Here is an 18,326-nt window from a genome sequence, read left to right on the forward strand (position 1 = left end):
TTCTTCAGGCAGCAGCGGCCGTGGCCGGCTTGCGGCGATGTTCCACGTCGTAGAGCACGCCGCCTTTGCGGGTGTAGACGCCCCAGGTGATGACGAGGCAGGTCACGTAGAAGATCAGGAAGGCCCACAATGCCGCTTCCGGCCCGCCGGTCATGCTGATCGAGGTGCCGTAGCCCTTGGGGATGAAGAAGGCCCCGAAGGCGGCAATGGCCGAGGTGAAGCCGGTGATGGCGGCGGATTCCTTTTCCGCTTCGCGGCGGCGTTCTTCCGGCGTCGCATTGGGCATCAGGCGGTTCATTTCCTTCGACATGATCGCCGGGATCATCTGGAAGGTGGAGGCGTTGCCGATACCTGTCGCGAAGAACAGGAGCACGAAGGAGGCGAAGAAGCCCCAGAAGGCGTTCGGCTGGTCCTTGACGCCGACGAACCACAAGACGCCCGCCACGCCGACCATCATCAGGGCGAAGGCCCAGATGGTGACGCGACCGCCGCCATATTTATCCGCCAGCCAGCCCGAACCCGACCGAGACAGCGCGCCGACCAGCGGGCCGACAAAGGCGAAGCTGAGCGCATTCACATCCGGGAACAGGATGTTGGTCAGGAGCGGGAAGCCTGCCGAATAGCCGATGAACGAGCCGAAGGTTCCCGTATAGAGCCAGCACATGATCCAGTTGTGCCTGCGGCGGAAAATGATGGCCTGATCGGCAAACGATGCCTTTGCCGAGGCGATGTCGTTCATGCCGAACCAGTTGGCGAAAGCCGTGACGATGATGAAGGGCACGAAGAAGAACCCGGCATTTTGCAGCCAGAGCGGCGCTTCGCCCGTGGCCGTCGCGACCATGGCCGGATCGCCGCCGAGCTTGCCGAAGATGCCCGCCGTAATGGCGAGCGGCACCACGAACTGCACCACGCTGACGCCCAGATTGCCCAGCCCCGCATTGAGCGCCGCCGCATTGCCCTTCTCGTGCTTTGGAAAGAAGAACGAGATGTTGGACATGGACGAGGCGAAATTGCCGCCGCCGAAGCCGCAGAAAAGCGCCAGCGCCAGGAATACGAAGTAAGGCATATCCGGGTTCTGCACGGCATAGCCGATGCCGATGGCCGGGATAACCAGCGACCATGTGGTCAGCGTCGTCCACAGGCGACCGCCGAAGATCGGCACCATGAAGGAATAGAAGATGCGCAGCGTCGCGCCCGAAATGCCGGGAAGCGCGGCCAGCCAGAAAAGCTGGTCGGTGGTGAACTGATAGCCCACCAGCGGCAGCTTGGCCACCACCACGGACCAGACCTGCCAGATGGCGAAGGAAAGCAGCAGCGCCGGGATCGAGAGCCACAGATTGCGCCTGGCGATCTTCTGGCCCTTTTCTTCCCAGAAGGCCGGATCATCGGGACGCCAGTCGGTGAGGATGGAATCGCCTTTTGCCGGCTTGATATCGGCCTTTTTCAGACCCTGCAATTCGGCGAAGGCCGGAAGCTCTTCGCCCGCCTTGCCTTCCGCCGCGCGTTCCATCTGGCGGATCGAGACATGCATCCAGGCAAACGAGACCGCGACGACGACGAAGAGCAGCATGAAGCAGCTTGTCCACAGGCCGGTCTGGTCGAGAAGCACGCCGAACAGGATCGGCAGGATAAAGCCGCCAAGCCCGCCGATCATGCCGACCAGACCGCCGACCGAACCGACATTGGCAGGGTAATAAACCGGAATGTGCTTGAAGACGGCGGCCTTGCCCAGCGCCATGAAGAAGCCGAGGATGAAGACCGTGACGATGAAGCCGATCACGCCCATTTCGGCATGGAAGGCGAGCGGGCCGTTATCGGTCTGGATCGTATAGTCGGTCGGCGGATAGGACAGGATGAAGGTCGCGACCAGCGCGACGAGGAAGGTCCAGTACATGACCTTGCGCGCGCCATAGACATCCGAAAGATGCCCGCCATAAGCGCGAAACAGGCTGGCCGGGATCGAGAAGCAGGCAGCGGCGATGCCTGCCAGACGAATATCGACGCCATAGACGTGGATCAGATATTGCGGCAGCCACAGGGACAGGGCCACAAACGCGCCGAAGACGAAGAAATAATAGAGCGAGAAGCGCCAGACCTGCACATTCTTGAGCGGTTCAAGCTCCATCCACGTGCTGGTCGGTTTTTCACCCTTGCGGCGGCGTTCGACCAGAACCGGATCGTCGCTGGTGGTGAAATAGAAGATGAGCGCCATGACCACCATGGCGACGGCCCAGATTTGCGCAACCGCGTGCCAGCCGAAAGCCACCATGACGATGGGCGCAAAGAACTTCGTCACTGCGGCGCCGACATTGCCAGCGCCGAAAATGCCGAGCGCGGTGCCCTGTTTTTCAGGCGGATACCAGCGCGAGACATAGGCGACGCCCACCGAGAACGAGCCGCCCGCAATGCCGACGCCAAGTGCGGCCACCAGCATTTGCGGATAGGTCGCCGCATAGGTCAGGAGCCAGGTCGCGACCGCCGAGATCAGCATGGTCGCCGTGAAGATCACGCGACCGCCATAGCGGTCGGCCCAAATGCCGAGAATGACGCGGATCAGCGACCCTGTGAGGATGGGCGTGCCGACAAGCAGGCCGAACTGGGTTTCGCTCAAGCCCAGTTCGGAACGTATCTGGATGCCGATGATTGCGAAGATGGTCCAGACCGCAAAACAGACTGTGAAAGCGGTCGTACTCATCGCCAGCGCTGTCGTCTGCGCCCTGGGATTTTCCCCTGCGACTTGTTGCATAGGCGTACTCCGAATTGAATACCATGGGAGGTTTCGTTGGCACTTATGCGTCGTCAGTCAGATTATTACATTGATTAGGATCAATCTCTACTGATCCATCAATGTAATATTTATACACATTCTGAATGTAAGCCACAATAGACTTAGTTGTGTCCAAGTATTGATAAATATGAATTGTCAAATTGATATTTATCAATCATATTGATCTGGCAGTCCGATTCCCGAGGTGAGGCCCGATGCGGAAAGAAGATATCGACGCGCTGAGAAGCCAGCCGCTCTTTACCGACATGGCGGACGCCACTTTCGAGCGGATCATGCGGCCAAGCTTCGCACAGTCCTTTCCGCCGCGGACGACCCTGCTGAAAGAAGACGAACCGGCCGATTTCCTGTTCGCGATCCTCGACGGCCTCGTCCTGATGTCGGCAAGGTCCGACGATGGCGAGACGGCGCTGGAAATCCTGCGCGGCGGGGATATTTTCATCCTCGCTGCCGTGCTCAACGACGACGTGTGCCTGCAAACCGCGCAGACACTGACCCCGACCCGCGTGCTGATGGTGCCCGCCAGCCTCGTGCGGGAACTGATGAGCGAGGATGTGGGCTTCATGCGCGCCGTGGTGTTCGAGACCGCCCGCGCCTATCGCCGCCTCGTCAAGGAATTGAAGGCGCAGAAGCTTCGCAGCAGCGTGCAGCGCCTCGCCAACTGGATCGTGCGGGAATCGCTCGCCAATAACGGCGCCGATGTGGTGACGATCCCGTACGAAAAACGCACGCTCGCCGCCTATCTCGGCATGACGCCGGAAAACCTGTCACGCAGTTTTGCAGCGCTGGATTCACATGGCGTCAGCGTGCGGGCTTCCACGATCCGCATCACCGACCGCAGCAAGCTGATGCAATTCGCGGCCCCCTCCCATCTCATCGACAGGGAAGAGCCGACGCGGCTTACTGTGAGGGGTTAGGGCCGTTCGGAAAGCTGCGACCTTGCAATGACCTTGACCACCCAGTCGGCGAAGACGCGCAGCCGGTTGCTCAGGTGCCGGTTGGGCGGATAGACGAGGTGGATCGGCATCGGGTCGACCTGCCAGTCCGGTAGGACCTGATGCAGGGCGCCGCTTTCGAGATCGTCGCGCACCATGAACAGCGGAGCCTGGATCACGCCAAGCCCGGCGCGCCCGGCGGCGAGATAGGTGGTCGATTCGTTCGCGGCGACGATATAGCGCCCGGCGACCTCCACTTCCTCCGTGCCGCGCCGGAAGCGGAACGGCATCTGCTGCCCCGTGCTCGGCCTGAAATAGCCGACCACCGTGCAATTCTTCGCCAGATCCGAAGGATGCGACGGCGCGGAATGCCGTTCCAGATAGCCGGTGGAGGCGCAGGCGATGAAATGCAGGTCGGCAATGCGCCGCGCGATCAGCGACTGGTCGGTCAGTTCCCCGGCGCGGATGGCGCAATCCACATTTTCCGCCACATAATCGACCGGACGATCCGATACGCCGAGATCGATCTGGATATCGGGATAGCGCTCGTGAAACTCCGTCAGCGCCGGAATGACGATAAGATTGGCGAAAGCGCTGGCCATTTCCACGCGCAGGCGGCCTTTCGGCAGGGTCTGGGCGCTCGACAGGCTGCCGTCCAGTTCTTCCAGGTCGGCGAGCAATCTTGCCGCACGCTCATAGTAAAGCGCGCCGTCCGGTGTTACGAGAACGCGACGGGTCGTGCGATTGAGGAGTTTTGTACGCAGATGGGCTTCCAACCCCTGGACAAGATTGCTGATCGTCGCCTTGGGCATATTGAGCGAGGCGGAGGCGCGCGTGAAATTCCCGGTTTCGACAACCCGGAGAAAAGCGCGCATGGCCGAGAGCTGATCCATATTCGATAGCCGTCATTGTTCGAGATTCTGGACAGTGTAACCAATTCAAGGGGACTATTCCAGACGATGAACAATGATAATATCTCAACATAGCGGTTGGCCGCTATACACGAAGGCAAGAAAGATGTGCGAGAAGTTTAGTGTGGAGACATTGCAGGTTCATGGGAAAGCCCATGGGCAGGCAGGCGACTGCACCTGCACCGCCCGCATCTATCGCGGCGCCAGATTGCTCTGCCCGCCCCCGGTGGTGCTCCACCTTCACGGCGGTGCTTTCTCGGTCAATTGCCTTGGTGAATGCGAGCGCGTCGCCGAAACACTTGCGGAGGCAGGTGCGGTGGTCGTCTCGCCGGAATATTCGTCGGCCTGTCTCAACCCGTTTCCGGCGGCGCTTGAGGTAGCCTATTCCATTCTGACTTCCATGCGCGCGCGTTGCCCGGAGTTTGCGCACAAGAAGTCGATGCTGTTCGTCGCCGGTGAGGAGGCGGGCGGCAATATCGCAGCCGGTCTGTCGCTTATGGCGCGAGATCAGAATCTGACGGATCTCAAGGGTCAGATATTGCTTTCGCCCATGCTCGACCCCTGCCTCGCCACGGCGTCTTTCCGCAAATACTGCCCGGAAAGCGCCGTCCAGACGATGGCGGATGGCTGGCAGCATTATCTGGGTCAGTGCGGCGGGTTCACCCACCCCTACGCCGCGCCCGCCCTTTGTTCGCGTCTGGGTGGTCTGGTGCCGACCTTGCTCGTCACCAGCGCCCAATGTCCGATGCGCGACGAAACGCAGGCCTATGCCGGGCGTCTGCGCGAAGCGGGCGTGAAGGTCCAGTCCCATGTCCTGCCCGGAAAAGCGGGCTGGATACCAGAAAACAAGGTGGCGGGCAGCGACTGGTCGCCACAGGAACAGACACTCATCGACCTGTTTTCCGATTTCTTCCGGCAGGCAGGAGCAAAGCCAATCGCAGCATGACATCAGCTCGAAAGTCCTCCCAAGCTTTGATCTGATGCTCGAATTGAAAGCATAATCTTACCGATCTTCGTTCTGCTCCGGTCGGATTACGCTCCAGGAGATACAACATGACATCGATCACTGCCCGCCGGGCCCTGTGGGGCGCCGGCCTGAGTATCCTATTGTCTGCGGCAGGCGGCGGCGCAATTCTTTTCGGCGCTCCCCTTCTCAAGGCCGATGCGGCCACCGATATTTCCGCACCGCCCCCCGCCGTTCCCGTCTCGGTCGCCACGGCGCAATCGCGCCGCATCGCCACCTGGGAAGAATTTTCCGGCCGTCTGGAAGCCATCGAGCGTGTCGAGGTTCGCCCCCGCGTCGGCGGTGCCATCCTGAAGGCCCATTTCCGCGAAGGCGCACTGGTGAAGAAGGGCGACCTGCTCGTCACCATCGACCCGGAACCCTATGCGGCCACGGTCGAAAAGGCCAAAGCGCAGGTTTCGGCAGAAGAGGCCCGCGTCGCACTGGCGAAGGCCGAACTGGAACGCGGACGCCAGCTCGTGACCACCCGCACCATCGCCCAGAGCGGCCTCGACCAGCGGTCGAGCGCCTATGACGAAGCGCAGGCGAGCCTGCGTTCGGCAAAGGCGGCGCTGCACTCGGCCGAACTCGATCTCCGATATACGGAAGTGCGCGCGCCGATTTCGGGCCGCGTCGGGCGGCTGGAAGTGACGGCGGGCAATCTCGTCGCCGCAAGCTCCGCCTCCCCCGTCCTGACGACGCTCGTCTCGGTCGATCCGATCTATGCGAGCTTCAGCGCCAATGAGGAAGTCGTCACGAAGACGCTCGCCAAACTTGCCGCCTCACCGGGCGGGAATTCCATCGAGCGCATTCCGGTGCAGATCGGCACCGCTTCCGATGAGGGCACGCCGATTTCCGGCCATATCCAGCTTATCAACAATGAGGTGGATGCCACGACCGGCACGATCCGCGTTCGTGCCGCAATCGACAACCCGGACGGCAGGCTCATTCCGGGCCAGTTCGTCCGCATCCGTTTCGGAGAGCCGGAGCCGGATGAAAAGCTGGTGGTGAGCGACCGCGCGATTGCGTCCGATCAGGACAAGAAATTCGTCTTCGTGGTCGGCGCGGACAACAAGGTGGAATACCGGCAGGTGGTGCTGGGCCGCAATTATGACGGGATGCGTATCGTCGAAAGCGGGCTGAAGCCCGGCGAAAACATCGTCGTCAACGGGTTGCAGCGCATTCGTCCGGGCGTGGTCGTCGCACCGCAGCCGGTTGCTGAAACACTTGCCAAAAGCTGATTGAAACGGCGCGCCTGAAGCGCGCATAAACGCAAATTCTCGGCCTAATCAACCCGCGAAATCTTCCGATTTCGCGGGCCGGGAGAGTTTTTGCCTTCCCGCCACGGCATCGGCCCAAAAATCGATTTCGATTTTTGGAAAGCACGATGCCCAGGCCCAAACAATTAGAGCGTCCTTTGTGCGTCCGAACGGACGCACGGCGCTCTATGGGGGATACTGATATGAACTTTTCACGCTTTTTCGTTGACCGGCCGGTCTTCGCGGGCGTTCTGTCGGTCCTGATCTTCGTTGCCGGTCTGATCGGCATGACAGGTCTGCCGATCTCGGAATACCCGGAAGTCGTGCCGCCGCAGATCGTGGTGCGCGCGCAATATCCGGGCGCCAATCCGGCCGTCATTTCAGAAACTGTCGCCACGCCGCTTGAAGAACAGATCAACGGCGTCGAGGGAATGCTCTATATGCAGAGCCAGGCGACCGCCGACGGCGTCATGACGCTGACCGTGACTTTCGCGCTCGGCACCGATCCCGATCAGGCCCAGCAGCTGGTGCAGAACCGCATTTCGCAGGCCGAACCGCGCCTGCCGGAAGAAGTGCGCACGCTCGGTGTCACCACCGCCAAAAGCTCGCCCGACCTGACGCTCGTGGTTCACCTCATCTCGCCCGACGGGCGGTATGACGTGAACTACCTGCGCAACTATGCCGTCCTTAATGTCAAGGACAGGATCGCCCGTATTCCCGGCGTCGGACAGGTGCAGATTTTCGGCGGCGGCGATTATTCGATGCGCGTGTGGATCGATCCGCAAAAGGCCGCCGAACGCGGCCTTTCGGCGGGCGACATCGCCAATGCCATCCGCCAGCAGAACGTGCAGGCCGCAGCCGGCGTGATCGGCGCATCGCCCTCCGTCGCGGGCCTCGACCTTCAGCTTTCGGTCAATGCGCAGGGTCGTCTCAAGACGCCGGAAGACTTTGCCGATATCGTCGTCAAGTCGGGCAGCGAAGGCGAAATCACCCGGCTGGGTGATGTCGCGCGCGTCGAAATGGGTGCGGCCGATTATTCGCTGCGGTCGCTGCTCGACAACAAGTCGGCCGTCGGCATGGGCGTGTTTCAGGCTCCCGGCTCCAATGCGCTCGAAATTTCCGAAAACGTCCATGCGGCCATGGCCGACCTGAAAAGGACCATGCCGGAAGGCGTGGATTTCGATATCGTCTATGACACGACCCAATTCGTGAAGGCTTCGATCGAGTCGGTCGTCCATACCCTGCTCGAAGCCATCGTTCTGGTGGTGATCGTGGTCATCCTGTTCCTCCAGACATGGCGCGCTTCCGTCATTCCGCTGGTCGCGGTCCCCGTCTCCATCGTCGGCACATTCGCGGTCATGTATGTGTTCGGCTTCTCCATCAACGCGCTCAGCCTCTTCGGCCTTGTGCTCGCCATCGGCATCGTGGTCGATGACGCCATCGTGGTGGTGGAAAATGTCGAGCGCAACATCGAACAGGGCCTGTCGCCGGTCCAGGCGACCTATCGCGCCATGCAGGAAGTGTCCGGGCCGATCATCGCCATCGCGCTGGTTCTGGTTGCGGTCTTCGTGCCGCTTGCCTTCATCACCGGGCTGACCGGCCAGTTCTACCGCCAGTTCGCGCTGACGATCGCGATCTCGACGGTGATTTCGGCCTTCAACTCGCTGACGCTTTCGCCCGCGCTTGCAGCGCTGCTGCTGCGCGGCCACGATGCGCCGAAGGATCGTCTCACCCGCATCATGGACCGGATGTTCGGCTGGTTCTTCCGTGGCTTCAACCGCTTTTTCGGCGCCAGCTCCAACGCCTATGGGCGCGGCGTCGGTGGAATCCTTTCCCGTAAGTCGCTGGTGATGGGCCTTTATGTCGTGTTGCTCGGCGTTACCTTCGTCCTGTTCCGCGCCGTGCCCGGCGGCTTCGTTCCAGCGCAGGACAAGCAATATCTGATCGGCTTTGCGCAATTGCCCGATGCGGCGACGCTCGACCGTTCGGAAGACGTGATCCGCCGCATGAGCGACATCGCGCTCAAGCATCCGGGCGTGGCCAATGCCATCGCTTTCCCCGGCCTGTCGATCAACGGTTTCACCAACTCGTCGAACTCCGGCATCGTCTTCGTGACGCTGAAGCCGTTCGAGGAGCGTAAAACCCCGGAACTGTCGGCCAATGCCATCACCATGGAGCTCAACCAGCAGTTCGGCGCCATTCAGGATGCCTTCATTGCCATGTTCCCGCCGCCGCCCGTCCAGGGCCTCGGCACGACCGGCGGCTTCAAGCTCCAGCTTGAGGATCGCAACGGGCTTGGCTTCCGCGCGCTCGACGATGCGACCAAGGCGTTTCTCGCCAAGGCCTATCAGACGCCGGAACTGGCCGGGCTCTATTCGAGCTACCAGATCAACGTGCCGCAGCTTTACGCCGATCTCGACCGCGTGAAGGCGCGCCAACTCGGCGTGGCCGTGACCGATGTGTTCGAGACGCTGCAAATCTATCTGGGGTCGCTCTATGTCAACGACTTCAATGCCTTTGGACGCACCTACAGCGTGCGCATTCAGGCCGATGCGAATTACCGCAGCCATGCCGAGGATATCGGCAAACTGAAGGTGCGTTCGCAATCGGGCGAGATGATCCCGCTGTCGGCGCTTCTGAAAGTGGAGCAGACCGTGGGTGCGGAACGCGCCATCCGTTATAACGGCTTCCTTTCCGCCGACATCAACGGCAATCCCGCGCCCGGCTTCTCTTCCGGTCAGGCACAGGCGGCAATCGAACGCATCGCCGAGGAAACGCTTCCACCCGGCATCGCCTATGAATGGACCGACCTCACCTATCAGCAGATCCTTGCAGGCAATTCAGGCGTCCTCGTCTTCCCGCTTGCCCTGCTTCTGGTGTTCCTCGTGCTGGCCGCGCAATATGAAAGCCTGGCCCTGCCCATATCGATCATCCTGATCGTGCCGATGGGCATCATGGCGGCGCTCACCGGCGTCTGGCTCACCGGCGGCGACAACAATGTCTTCACCCAGATCGGGCTTATCGTTCTGGTGGGACTGTCGGCGAAAAACGCGATCCTGATCGTGGAATTCGCCCGCGAGCTGGAACTGGCCGGCCGCAGCGTCGTGCAGGCCGCGATCGAGGCAAGCCGGCTGCGCCTGCGCCCGATCCTGATGACCTCCATGGCCTTCATCATGGGCGTCGTGCCTCTGGTCACATCGACCGGCGCCGGTGCAGAAATGCGCTCGGCCATGGGCATCGCGGTCTTTGCGGGCATGATCGGCGTGACCGCCTTCGGCATCTTCATGACGCCGGTGTTCTATGTGCTGATCCGCAAGCTTTCGGGCGAGCGTCCGTTGAAACATGCGGGCGCGAAGATCGAAGCGCCGCATATGACTCCCGGTGAGTGAATAGCTGGCGTCTTTATCAAGGGGCCGGAGCAATCCGGCCCTTTTTCATGCAAATTATGAACTTGTCTGCCTTCGTCGCGATATCGCCCGAATCTCTTTTTTAAGAGGGGTTTGCTCGACGCTGAAGGAGAAGATTGTTGCAGAAGTCCGGTTTGCTTGCCCTCGCCCTCATTGTCACGGCCTTGACGGCGTGTTCCGAAACGACGCCCGGCCCCTCGGCAAGCGCCGCGCCCGCAAAACCGCCTGTCGATCCGACGCCGATCACCGGCACCTGGTGCAGTTCCGATGGCCAGCGTTTTTCCATTTCCGGCGAACGTTTCGACAGTAGCGACAGCCAGTGTTCGGTCACGCGGATGAACAATTACGAAGGCACGTTCACCGTCGCCCTGTCCTGCACCGCCAACGGCCAGCAGTCGAACCAGAACATCACGATTTCGCCCGTCGGCCAGACGCTGCACATCTCATTCCTGTCGCAAGGCGGCAAGCGCGCCGTGGTCAGCCGCTGCGGGTCGTGAACCGCCGCAACGAATTAAGGCAAAGCCGCGATCTGCCGCGATTTTTGGGAACGAGGCCCGTTTCCGGCGAAAAACGGCACGTTCAGCTATGATAAATTATGGCTAATTCGTGTTAATCTTGTGATTGACGCGGCAAAATTATGGCAAAAATGAGAGGGAATGGCTTTTCCGACTTCCAGCGAAACGATGTGATGCGACTGTAACAGAAGGCTCTGCTAAACTTTCCGTTGCAATGCCATATCCCCAACCGAAGGAAGACAGACATGAAAGTCGTATTCGTGACTACCGCTGTCCTCGCTCTGTCGGCGACAGCCGCGATGGCAGACTGCACCTATCATAGTGCTCAATCTTCCACGAAGATCGAGAAACCGCAAACGACTGCCAGCATCCAGACGACGGCGCCGGACCAGAAATAGCCAGCGCCAAAAGCCCCCCGATTTGTGACGGCCGCTGCCCCCGGCGGTTCGTCACATATTTTTTGCCCGGTCGATGCCTGCGCGGCGCGCAAAAAAAAGCGCCCTTCCGAAGAAGGACGCGAAACGAGTTGCCGGATTGCTCGGCTACAGCATCATACTCTGTGCGTCCATAAGGGCGCACGGCGCTCTAATCGAGAAACCGGATCTGCAGGTTTATCGGCTTGGCAACAGCCTGCCATTCCTGTCAGCACTTCCTGAGCGGTAGCGGGTGTGGATGCGGCTCGGTTGTTCTTCTCTCGAAACCTTGTTTCGAGCGCAACCGTCGCCGCACTCCTCCCCTACCTGTATCAAATTAGCTGCTTATCGACCTCGACCTCGACCTCCCCGCGGTCGATAAGCAGCCTCCCGCCCGATATGATCGTCAGCCTTCCTAAGCCCAATAAGGCTGACGCTTATTTAGTGAACGTTCGATCAAGGAAAGACAATTCCCCCGTTCAGGGGGATAGAATAGAAATAAACAAATGTTCGCCAAAACTGTAATAGTTTACAGCATACCGTATAGATCAGATGATATGACCCATTCTGCTTGGCCTTTATTGTTTCAAAAGGGCGCCTTTTCATCACTTTTTGCACATCGACGCGGCATAATTCCATTTGCGGTTTGGAATGATTCAAGAATCGTGAGAAGAAGCCTTGGCGAATAATGGCTTTGAATCCGTTTGATGGTTTTCAGGATGAGCCTCAGCCCCTAAACTGATACGCATTGCAATGATCGTTTCTGGAGAACCCCTTGTGTCACGCGCAAAATGGTCACGCGCAAACTGGATGATCGCTTTCCGGCGTCTTCTCGCGCCCGTGACCCTGATCGCGCTATTGGTCCTCACCCAGACACTGGCCTCGACCGTCCCGTCACATGCGGAACCGGCCACGACATTGACCGTCATCGGACCGAACGGCAACAGGCGCGTGCTGACCAGGGACGATTTTGCCAGACTGCCGCAGAGCAGGCTCCAGACCAGCACCGCCTGGACGGAAGGACCGCAGAGTTTCGACGGCGTTCTGCTGCGCGATGTGCTCGCAACCGTCGGCATCGACGGCAGGCACATCGGCGACCGGCAGATTACCGTCTCCGCGCTCAACGACTACAGCGTCGAGATACCCTTGCTCGATGCATTTAAGTACGATGTGCTCCTGGCTCACAGGATGAACGGCAAAGTACTGAACCGGCGCGACAAGGGGCCTTACTGGATCGTCTATCCGCGCGACCAGCATGAGGAACTGGACGATTTGCGTTATGCCCACCGCTGGGCGTGGCAACTCAAGCAGATCGAAGTCAAATGAAGCTGAAGCGCGGCTATATACTGTCCGGTCTGGTCATGGCGGGTTTTGCGGCCCTGCTCGCCTATGCCTTCGCGCAACTTCTGGAAATCCAGAAATCGCTCGCCACCTTCGTCGGAGAAAACATGGTCTGGGCCATTTCCCAGACCGAGCGTGACGCCGGCAGGCTGGGGGAAACCGCGCTGACATTCCAGAGCGGCAATGGCAGCACATCCGAGCTGCAATTGCGCCTCGATGTGCTCTACAGCCGCTTTTCCCTGCTGGCCGACGCGCCGCAGAGAAAATATTTCGCCGCCATTCCGGGCGGCGGCGAAACGATCCGGCGCAATGCCGACCGCCTGCCGGCAATCGAGAAAATGATCGACGCCGCGCCCGACAGGTTCGACCCTGTGGCGATCTATGAAGCGCTCGTGACCATGCGCGAGGAACTGTCCAAGCTCGCCAGCGAAGCGGTGATACTGGAGCGGGATCGCAGCGGCACCCAGCGCGACCAGCAATTGCAAACGATCTATCTCATCATGTTCGCCGTGCTCGGCATCATGGCGACCGGGGCGATCCTGTCCTGGCAGGTCTTCTCCAACATGCGCAAGGCCGAGCGCGCCAACCGGGAACTTCAGGAATACAAGGAACAACTGGAACATACCGTCGCCGACCGCACCGCCGCCCTGCGCGAGGCGCTGGAAAACGAGCGCAAATCGAAGGAGCTTTACAAGAGCTTCATCACCACCGTTTCGCACCAGTTCCGCACGCCCGTCTCGATCATCGACATCATCGCCCAGCGTTTCATCCGCCGCGCCGATGAATTCACGCCCGAAATCATCATAGACAAGGCCAAGCGGATGCGCAGCGCCAGCCGCCGCCTGATCCTGCTCCTGGAAAGCACCGCCAATGCGGAACGGCTCGACGAAAACGGCTTCCAGATCAATCGCCAGCCGGTCAATTTCGCGGAACTGGTCGCCAATACCTGCATTTACCATCGGGAACTGCACCCGGAGCAGGAACTGATAACGAATATTCAGGAAAGCAGTGAATTTTGCTATTGCGACGGCATTCTGATAGAGCAGATTCTTGTCAATCTGCTCAATAATGCCGCAAAATACTCTTCTGCCGACAAGCCCGTCGAAGTAACAACGCAGGAGGACGAGAACGAATTCAGATGTATGGTGCGCGATTACGGCATCGGCATCCCGGCGGCCGATGCGGACCGTATCTTCACCCGCTTCTTCCGCGCCGGGAATACATCCCATATGGCCGGCACAGGTCTCGGTCTCAGCCTGTCATATGCGCTTGCCGAACTTCATGGCGGCTCTTTGACCTTCACTTCGACCGAAGGTGAAGGTAGTTTGTTCACCCTGTCCCTACCAAAGGTGGCCCGGAATGCGACTGCCTGCCCTCCCCCAGACGCCGACCGTTCTCTGCATCGAGGACGAGGCCCACATATTGGAAGAACTGATCGATGAACTGCGCACGTCGGGTTTCCGCGCCATCGGTGCGGCCAATGCCGCCGATGCGATGCGGGTGCTGGACAAGACAGTGCCCGACCTCATCATCTGCGATATATTGATGCCCGGAACCAACGGGCTGCAATTTCTGGAACAGGTGCGCGGCACCCGTCCCGACCTTGGCGGAACGCCGTTCCTGTTTCTCACCGCGCTCGCCGATCGCAGCCACGAGCTGGAAGGCCGCGAAAGCGGCGCAGACGACTATCTCACCAAGCCCATCGATTTCGACGTCCTGATACTGACCATCAGGGCCAAGCTCGATCTGGTGGCGCGAATCAAGGCCATGTCGGCGAAACCTCCCGTTGCGGAACCGGAAGGCGAGTTCATCCATCTTTCGCGCCGCGAGACGGAAGTGCTGGCGGAAATCGGCGCGGGGTTCAAGAACGGCGAAATCGCCCGTAAACTTGGCCTTTCCGAGCACACGGTGAGCGATTACGTCAAGGCCGTCTATCAGAAACTCAGCGTCTCCTCGCGCGCGGAAGCAACGCGGGAGGCGATCAGACGCGGACTGATCACGGTGCGGTAGGAAAGGCCCCCGAGCCTGTTTCAGAAGTCACCATGAGCGGTCGCAAATGGCGATTTGCTGCATTCCGGCACTTATCTATGTTTAGGTACCATTCAAGCTCCAGTACTCGAAAATCGCCATTTTCGCACACACATGCCGCTTTTTTATTCAGGCTCTTACCGTTCATGAAAAGGCCGCGCCGGGTTCCCGCGCAGCCTTTTGTTTTTGACACTCCAGCTAAAGCGGTTCCTGTTTTGACTGAACCGTTGGAACCGCTCTAACTATTTGTTTTTACGCATTATCCTACGCAAAACCGCTTCGCACTTTTGCTGGAAATGCTCTAGGGTCTCGTCACTCCCTCATCCTGAGGAGCCGCCGAAGGCGGCGTCTCGAAGGGCGAGGGAGCTTATACCGAACCTCGCCCTTCGAGGCTTCGCTGCGCTTCGCACCTCAGGGTGAGGGCGATGGCGGATGCGACCAGCCCCTTATATCAAGGCGGTTCCGATGCTGACGCTATCCAAGCCTTGAAAAGGCTCAACCGCCGCACGGGCTTGATCAAAGCTCGATGAGTTCCGCTCATTGAGCTTTGGCATTACCCTCGATCGGCAGGGGAACCTTGGAAAGACGCGACCGCTTCGTCAAGCTGCACCCAATCATGTTTTGATTGCTCGAATACTGACATGGTAGGTGGCGCGAACGCCGGATCGGCAAACGAACCGACCGCAACCCCGATCCAGGACGGCGAAGCATCGGCCTTCCAATAGACGGTCGACCCGCAAGTGGGGCAGAAATACATGCGGACCTTACGGCCGCTTTCGCCGATACGACCGAACTCTGTAACTGTTCCGGATATTTCGACACACTCGGCGGCATAGAAGGCATTGGCGCTGAATGGTGCGCCAGTTCTTCGTTGACAAGCGAGACAGTGGCACAGTGCGGTTAACTGTGGCGGTTCACGAAACGTCAGTCTAAGCGCGCCGCAGGCGCATTGGGCGTCAACCATAGAAGTTCCTTCCACTTGCGCGATGAGATTACGATGAATTTTAGGGCTGAAGAACTGGCCAGAATCGCAACTCGTTGCGATAGGCGATGCAGAAGGCCTGAATTCTGATGTGATTTTTCAGGCTTGCCAAAGCGATAAGCTAGATGGCAAGAGTATCGCTGTCTAGTGGGAATCCATCTGACCGTCAGGGTCGTTCTTCTAATGGAGTTAGACCCCGGCACCGACCGTTCAAACAAATTTGTTGGGCGAAGGGGGCGACGATCTCGACAATGCCGGGACGTCAAATTACGATTTGAGCATGGACCAACTGATCCGGCGACGCGCCGTTTTTTTCATTGGCGGCTACGACCCGAAAACGCCGGAGGCGTTTTTCGGTCGGCTGAACAGAGAGATCAAACGTTTCGAAGCGCTGTGGAATGTGCGTTCCAGCGTTTCGCCCATCGATACCGATCCCGAATGTGAAATCGGCTCGGTCCGCATCAACAGCCATTGCGAACAGGAAGGCTGGAAGACCGAGACGGACTTCAATTTCCTCGTGCTGGACAGGATCGTTCTGGCGGATTTCGACCGCCCGCTCCCAATGCGGCTTGCGAAATATCTCGTCGCTTTCGGCGATTTCATCGTAACGGGAACGGCCTTCCGCTTTTTCGCCAGGGCATGGCGGTTCGGGCTTTATTTTCTCTATCCATTTCTGGTGCTTGCGCTGTTTGCAGCCGCCGGTCATGCGGCGGCGCGGCTGGCCGTTGAGTGGCTGGGCGCGCCGGACTGGGCAGGCTGGCTTGTCGCGCTCGCGGTCTTTTTCACCGCACTTGCCACGCTGGGCAGGAGATGGTCGACCAACCACCTGATGGACCTGTGGTCGTTCTCGCTCTATTTCATTCGCGGATGGCGCCCGGACGCCGCATCGCAGATGCAGCGCTTTGCCGCCGGAATCGTCGAAAAAGTGCGCGCCCGGCAATATGACGAGGTGATCCTGATCGGGCACAGCACCGGCGGCATGTTGATGCTCGACGTCGCGGCGCGCTGTCTGGCCATCGATCCGGCCTTCAGCGGACACGCCGAAAAGACCGCCCTGCTTACGCTCGGATCGACCGCCCTCAAGGCCGGTTATCATCCGGCGAGCGCCGGTTTCCGGCAGGGCGTGCAGCGTCTGGTGGACGATGGAAAGCTCGAATGGGTCGAAATCCAGTGTCTCACCGATGCGATCAATTTCTACAAGACCGATCCCGTGACCGAGATGGGCCTGACGCGCGAGGCCGAGCGGGTCTTTCCGCTCGCGCGCACGGTTCGGATAAAAGACATGCTGCAACCGGAAACCTACAAGCGCGTGAAGCGCAGCCTTTTCCGTATGCACTATCAATATGTATTTGGAAATACGAAGCCCTATTGGTACGATTTCTTTCAGGTCTGCTGCGGGCCGACATCGCTTGTCGCACGCACCCGGGACCGTATCGTCGGCGCTTTGCCAAACGAGGGAAATCTTTCTGAATGACACCGACACTGGCTGCCATCATCTGGGGCATCGGGCTTGTTGCCTGGGTGGTTATCCGGGTGCCGCACAGGCGGCGCGCGCGCAAGGTCCAGGTTGCAAGCGACGCCCGGACCATCGGCGACCGGCTGGCGCTGGGCATTGCGACGCTCAGCCTGTCGCTTGTGCCGATCGTCTATGTCGCGACGGGGTTTCCGGCCTTTGCCGACTATGCTTTCCAGCCATGGCTGGGCTGGATCGGGCTCGTCGTCGAACTGGCTTTTCTCTGGCTTTTTCATGCAAGCCATCGCCAGCTCGGCAAGAACTGGTCCGTCTCGCTGGAAATCCGCAGCGAACACAAGCTGGTGACGGAAGGGCTTTACCGCTATGTGCGTCACCCCATGTATCTGTCGTTCTGGCTGTGGGCGATCGCGCAATTCTGCCTGCTGCCGAACTGGTTTGCAGGGCTGGCCGGGCTGGTCGGCGTCGGCATTCTCTATTTCTACCGCATCGGCCATGAAGAAGCCATGATGCGGGAGACATTTGGCGCCGCCTATGACGAATATGCCAGCCGGACAGGACGCATTATCCCCAAACCCTGGTAATTGAAGATGGTTTCAAGAACGAACAGGCCCTTTCCCAAGGTCTTTACGCGCCGTTCGCTGCTGGTCGCGGCAGCGGCCTTCGGCCTGCTGCAAGGCACGGCCCAGGCCGCCCCCAAACGCGCGGCATCCGGCAGATCGTCTCAGGCCGATGTCTATCTGCTGCGTGGTTTCGCCGACATTTTCTCCGCCGGCATCGACCAGATCGGCCAGAAATTGCAGGCCAGCGGCGTCGATGCGCATGTGAGCAGCCATCGGGCGTGGCGTTTCGTGATGAACCGGATACTCGCCGACCACAGCAAAAATCCGCGAGCGCCGGTCATCCTGATCGGCCATTCGCTCGGCGCCAATGCCGTCATCGACATTGCCGAGGGACTGGAAAAACACGGAATTCGGGTCGATTACATGGCGACCTTCGCCGCCACCGCGCCCGATCCGCTGCCGGGCAATGTCCGGCGTGTGGTGAATTACTACTTCAAGCGGCACGGCTGGGGACTGCCGCTTACGCCGGGGCCGCGCTTCCGCGGTAACCTCGACAATCGCGACTTTTCGGACATCAAGGATATCGGCCACTTCAACATCGAAAAACAGCGCCCGCTTCAGGACGAAGTGGTCCGCAACGTTTTGAGGATCGTGCGTTCGAAGAGGGGCAGGTGAGCGGCCACCCGCTCTTCGCCTGCCGCAGCCTTATCGCA

The 18,326-nt window shown here is 59.8% G+C and carries 15 protein-coding genes; 12 read left to right on the plus strand and 3 right to left on the minus strand.

The features are described 5' to 3' along the window. Nucleotides 1–4 precede the first annotated feature (4 nt). Nucleotides 5–2,746: a nitrate/nitrite transporter gene (locus tag FHS76_RS09570; RefSeq protein WP_183651292.1), complete on the minus strand. Its 2,742-nt coding sequence runs from the start codon at nucleotides 2,744–2,746 to the stop codon at nucleotides 5–7. Between the two features lie 236 nt (nucleotides 2,747–2,982). On the opposite strand from FHS76_RS09570, the gene FHS76_RS09575 reads away from it, so the two are divergent. Then, nucleotides 2,983–3,702: a cyclic nucleotide-binding domain-containing protein gene (locus tag FHS76_RS09575; RefSeq protein WP_183651294.1), complete on the plus strand. Its 720-nt coding sequence runs from the start codon at nucleotides 2,983–2,985 to the stop codon at nucleotides 3,700–3,702. Here the strand turns inward: FHS76_RS09575 and FHS76_RS09580 are convergent. Continuing rightward, nucleotides 3,699–4,613, minus strand: a complete 915-nt coding sequence (locus tag FHS76_RS09580; RefSeq protein ID WP_183651296.1) for a LysR family transcriptional regulator — start codon at nucleotides 4,611–4,613, stop codon at nucleotides 3,699–3,701. The genes FHS76_RS09575 and FHS76_RS09580 overlap by 4 nt on opposite strands. A 124-nt stretch (nucleotides 4,614–4,737) precedes the next feature. Here FHS76_RS09580 and FHS76_RS09585 point away from each other — a divergent pair, with 124 nt between their 5' ends. From FHS76_RS09585 to FHS76_RS09620, 8 genes are all read left to right on the plus strand, one after another. Further along, nucleotides 4,738–5,577: an alpha/beta hydrolase gene (locus tag FHS76_RS09585; RefSeq protein WP_235992622.1), complete on the plus strand. Its 840-nt coding sequence runs from the start codon at nucleotides 4,738–4,740 to the stop codon at nucleotides 5,575–5,577. Between the two features lie 107 nt (nucleotides 5,578–5,684). Next, on the plus strand, nucleotides 5,685–6,875 hold the full coding sequence (locus tag FHS76_RS09590; RefSeq protein WP_183651299.1) for an efflux RND transporter periplasmic adaptor subunit: 1,191 nt from the start codon (nucleotides 5,685–5,687) through the stop codon (nucleotides 6,873–6,875). Nucleotides 6,876–7,096: 221 nt separating this feature from the next. Further along, nucleotides 7,097–10,282, plus strand: coding sequence for an efflux RND transporter permease subunit (locus FHS76_RS09595; RefSeq protein WP_183651302.1), 3,186 nt, complete (start codon nucleotides 7,097–7,099; stop codon nucleotides 10,280–10,282). A 137-nt stretch (nucleotides 10,283–10,419) separates the two neighbouring features. After that, nucleotides 10,420–10,797 carry a hypothetical protein gene (locus FHS76_RS09600; protein ID WP_183651305.1) on the plus strand — a complete coding sequence of 126 codons (378 nt, stop codon included), beginning with the start codon at nucleotides 10,420–10,422 and terminating at the stop codon, nucleotides 10,795–10,797. Nucleotides 10,798–11,060: 263 nt separating this feature from the next. Further along, complete coding sequence (locus FHS76_RS09605) at nucleotides 11,061–11,213, plus strand: hypothetical protein (RefSeq protein WP_183651307.1); 153 nt, start codon at nucleotides 11,061–11,063, stop codon at nucleotides 11,211–11,213. Nucleotides 11,214–12,005: 792 nt separating this feature from the next. Next, nucleotides 12,006–12,554, plus strand: coding sequence for a molybdopterin-dependent oxidoreductase (locus tag FHS76_RS09610; protein ID WP_328700465.1), 549 nt, complete (start codon nucleotides 12,006–12,008; stop codon nucleotides 12,552–12,554). Continuing rightward, complete coding sequence (locus FHS76_RS09615) at nucleotides 12,551–14,011, plus strand: sensor histidine kinase (RefSeq protein ID WP_183651314.1); 1,461 nt, start codon at nucleotides 12,551–12,553, stop codon at nucleotides 14,009–14,011. The genes FHS76_RS09610 and FHS76_RS09615 overlap by 4 nt, the downstream gene beginning before the upstream one ends. Then, entirely contained in the window at nucleotides 13,929–14,579 is a 651-nt protein-coding gene (locus tag FHS76_RS09620) for a response regulator transcription factor (RefSeq protein WP_183651315.1), read from the plus strand. Before FHS76_RS09615 ends, FHS76_RS09620 begins: the two co-directional genes overlap by 83 nt. Nucleotides 14,580–15,150: 571 nt before the next feature. Here FHS76_RS09620 and FHS76_RS09625 read toward each other — a convergent pair. Further along, nucleotides 15,151–15,561 carry a GFA family protein gene (locus FHS76_RS09625; RefSeq protein ID WP_183651317.1) on the minus strand — a complete coding sequence of 137 codons (411 nt, stop codon included), beginning with the start codon at nucleotides 15,559–15,561 and terminating at the stop codon, nucleotides 15,151–15,153. Between the two features lie 298 nt (nucleotides 15,562–15,859). Between FHS76_RS09625 and FHS76_RS09630 the strand changes: the two genes are divergently transcribed. From FHS76_RS09630 to FHS76_RS09640, 3 genes are read left to right on the plus strand one after another with little or no spacing between them, the layout of a single operon-like run. Continuing rightward, entirely contained in the window at nucleotides 15,860–17,053 is a 1,194-nt protein-coding gene (locus tag FHS76_RS09630; protein ID WP_183651320.1) for an alpha/beta fold hydrolase, read from the plus strand. Beyond that, nucleotides 17,050–17,634, plus strand: a complete 585-nt coding sequence (locus FHS76_RS09635) for a protein-S-isoprenylcysteine O-methyltransferase (protein WP_183651322.1) — start codon at nucleotides 17,050–17,052, stop codon at nucleotides 17,632–17,634. Before FHS76_RS09630 ends, FHS76_RS09635 begins: the two co-directional genes overlap by 4 nt. Before the next feature lie 6 nt (nucleotides 17,635–17,640). Continuing rightward, a complete protein-coding gene (locus FHS76_RS09640; protein ID WP_183651324.1) occupies nucleotides 17,641–18,288 on the plus strand; it encodes an alpha/beta fold hydrolase in 648 nt (215 codons plus the stop codon). The last annotated feature ends 38 nt before the right edge of the window (nucleotides 18,289–18,326 follow it).

Source organism: Brucella daejeonensis, assembly GCF_014199265.1.
In the GTDB taxonomy this organism is placed as follows: Bacteria; Pseudomonadota; Alphaproteobacteria; order Rhizobiales; family Rhizobiaceae; genus Brucella; species Brucella daejeonensis.

Bases quoted from the DNA above. Each gene is read 5' to 3' on its own strand.
- FHS76_RS09630 (WP_183651320.1), top strand. From the start codon at position 15,860: ATGGACCAACTGATCCGGCGACGCGCCGTTTTTTTCATTGGCGGCTAC.
- FHS76_RS09605 (WP_183651307.1), top strand. From the start codon at position 11,061: ATGAAAGTCGTATTCGTGACTACCGCTGTCCTCGCTCTGTCGGCGACA.
- FHS76_RS09570 (WP_183651292.1), bottom strand. From the start codon at position 2,746: ATGCAACAAGTCGCAGGGGAAAATCCCAGGGCGCAGACGACAGCGCTG.
- FHS76_RS09615 (WP_183651314.1), top strand. From the start codon at position 12,551: ATGAAGCTGAAGCGCGGCTATATACTGTCCGGTCTGGTCATGGCGGGT.
- FHS76_RS09640 (WP_183651324.1), top strand. From the start codon at position 17,641: ATGGTTTCAAGAACGAACAGGCCCTTTCCCAAGGTCTTTACGCGCCGT.
- FHS76_RS09635 (WP_183651322.1), top strand. From the start codon at position 17,050: ATGACACCGACACTGGCTGCCATCATCTGGGGCATCGGGCTTGTTGCC.
- FHS76_RS09595 (WP_183651302.1), top strand. From the start codon at position 7,097: ATGAACTTTTCACGCTTTTTCGTTGACCGGCCGGTCTTCGCGGGCGTT.
- FHS76_RS09620 (WP_183651315.1), top strand. From the start codon at position 13,929: ATGCGACTGCCTGCCCTCCCCCAGACGCCGACCGTTCTCTGCATCGAG.
- FHS76_RS09585 (WP_235992622.1), top strand. From the start codon at position 4,738: ATGTGCGAGAAGTTTAGTGTGGAGACATTGCAGGTTCATGGGAAAGCC.
- FHS76_RS09625 (WP_183651317.1), bottom strand. From the start codon at position 15,561: ATGGTTGACGCCCAATGCGCCTGCGGCGCGCTTAGACTGACGTTTCGT.
- FHS76_RS09590 (WP_183651299.1), top strand. From the start codon at position 5,685: ATGACATCGATCACTGCCCGCCGGGCCCTGTGGGGCGCCGGCCTGAGT.
- FHS76_RS09575 (WP_183651294.1), top strand. From the start codon at position 2,983: ATGCGGAAAGAAGATATCGACGCGCTGAGAAGCCAGCCGCTCTTTACC.
- FHS76_RS09580 (WP_183651296.1), bottom strand. From the start codon at position 4,613: ATGGATCAGCTCTCGGCCATGCGCGCTTTTCTCCGGGTTGTCGAAACC.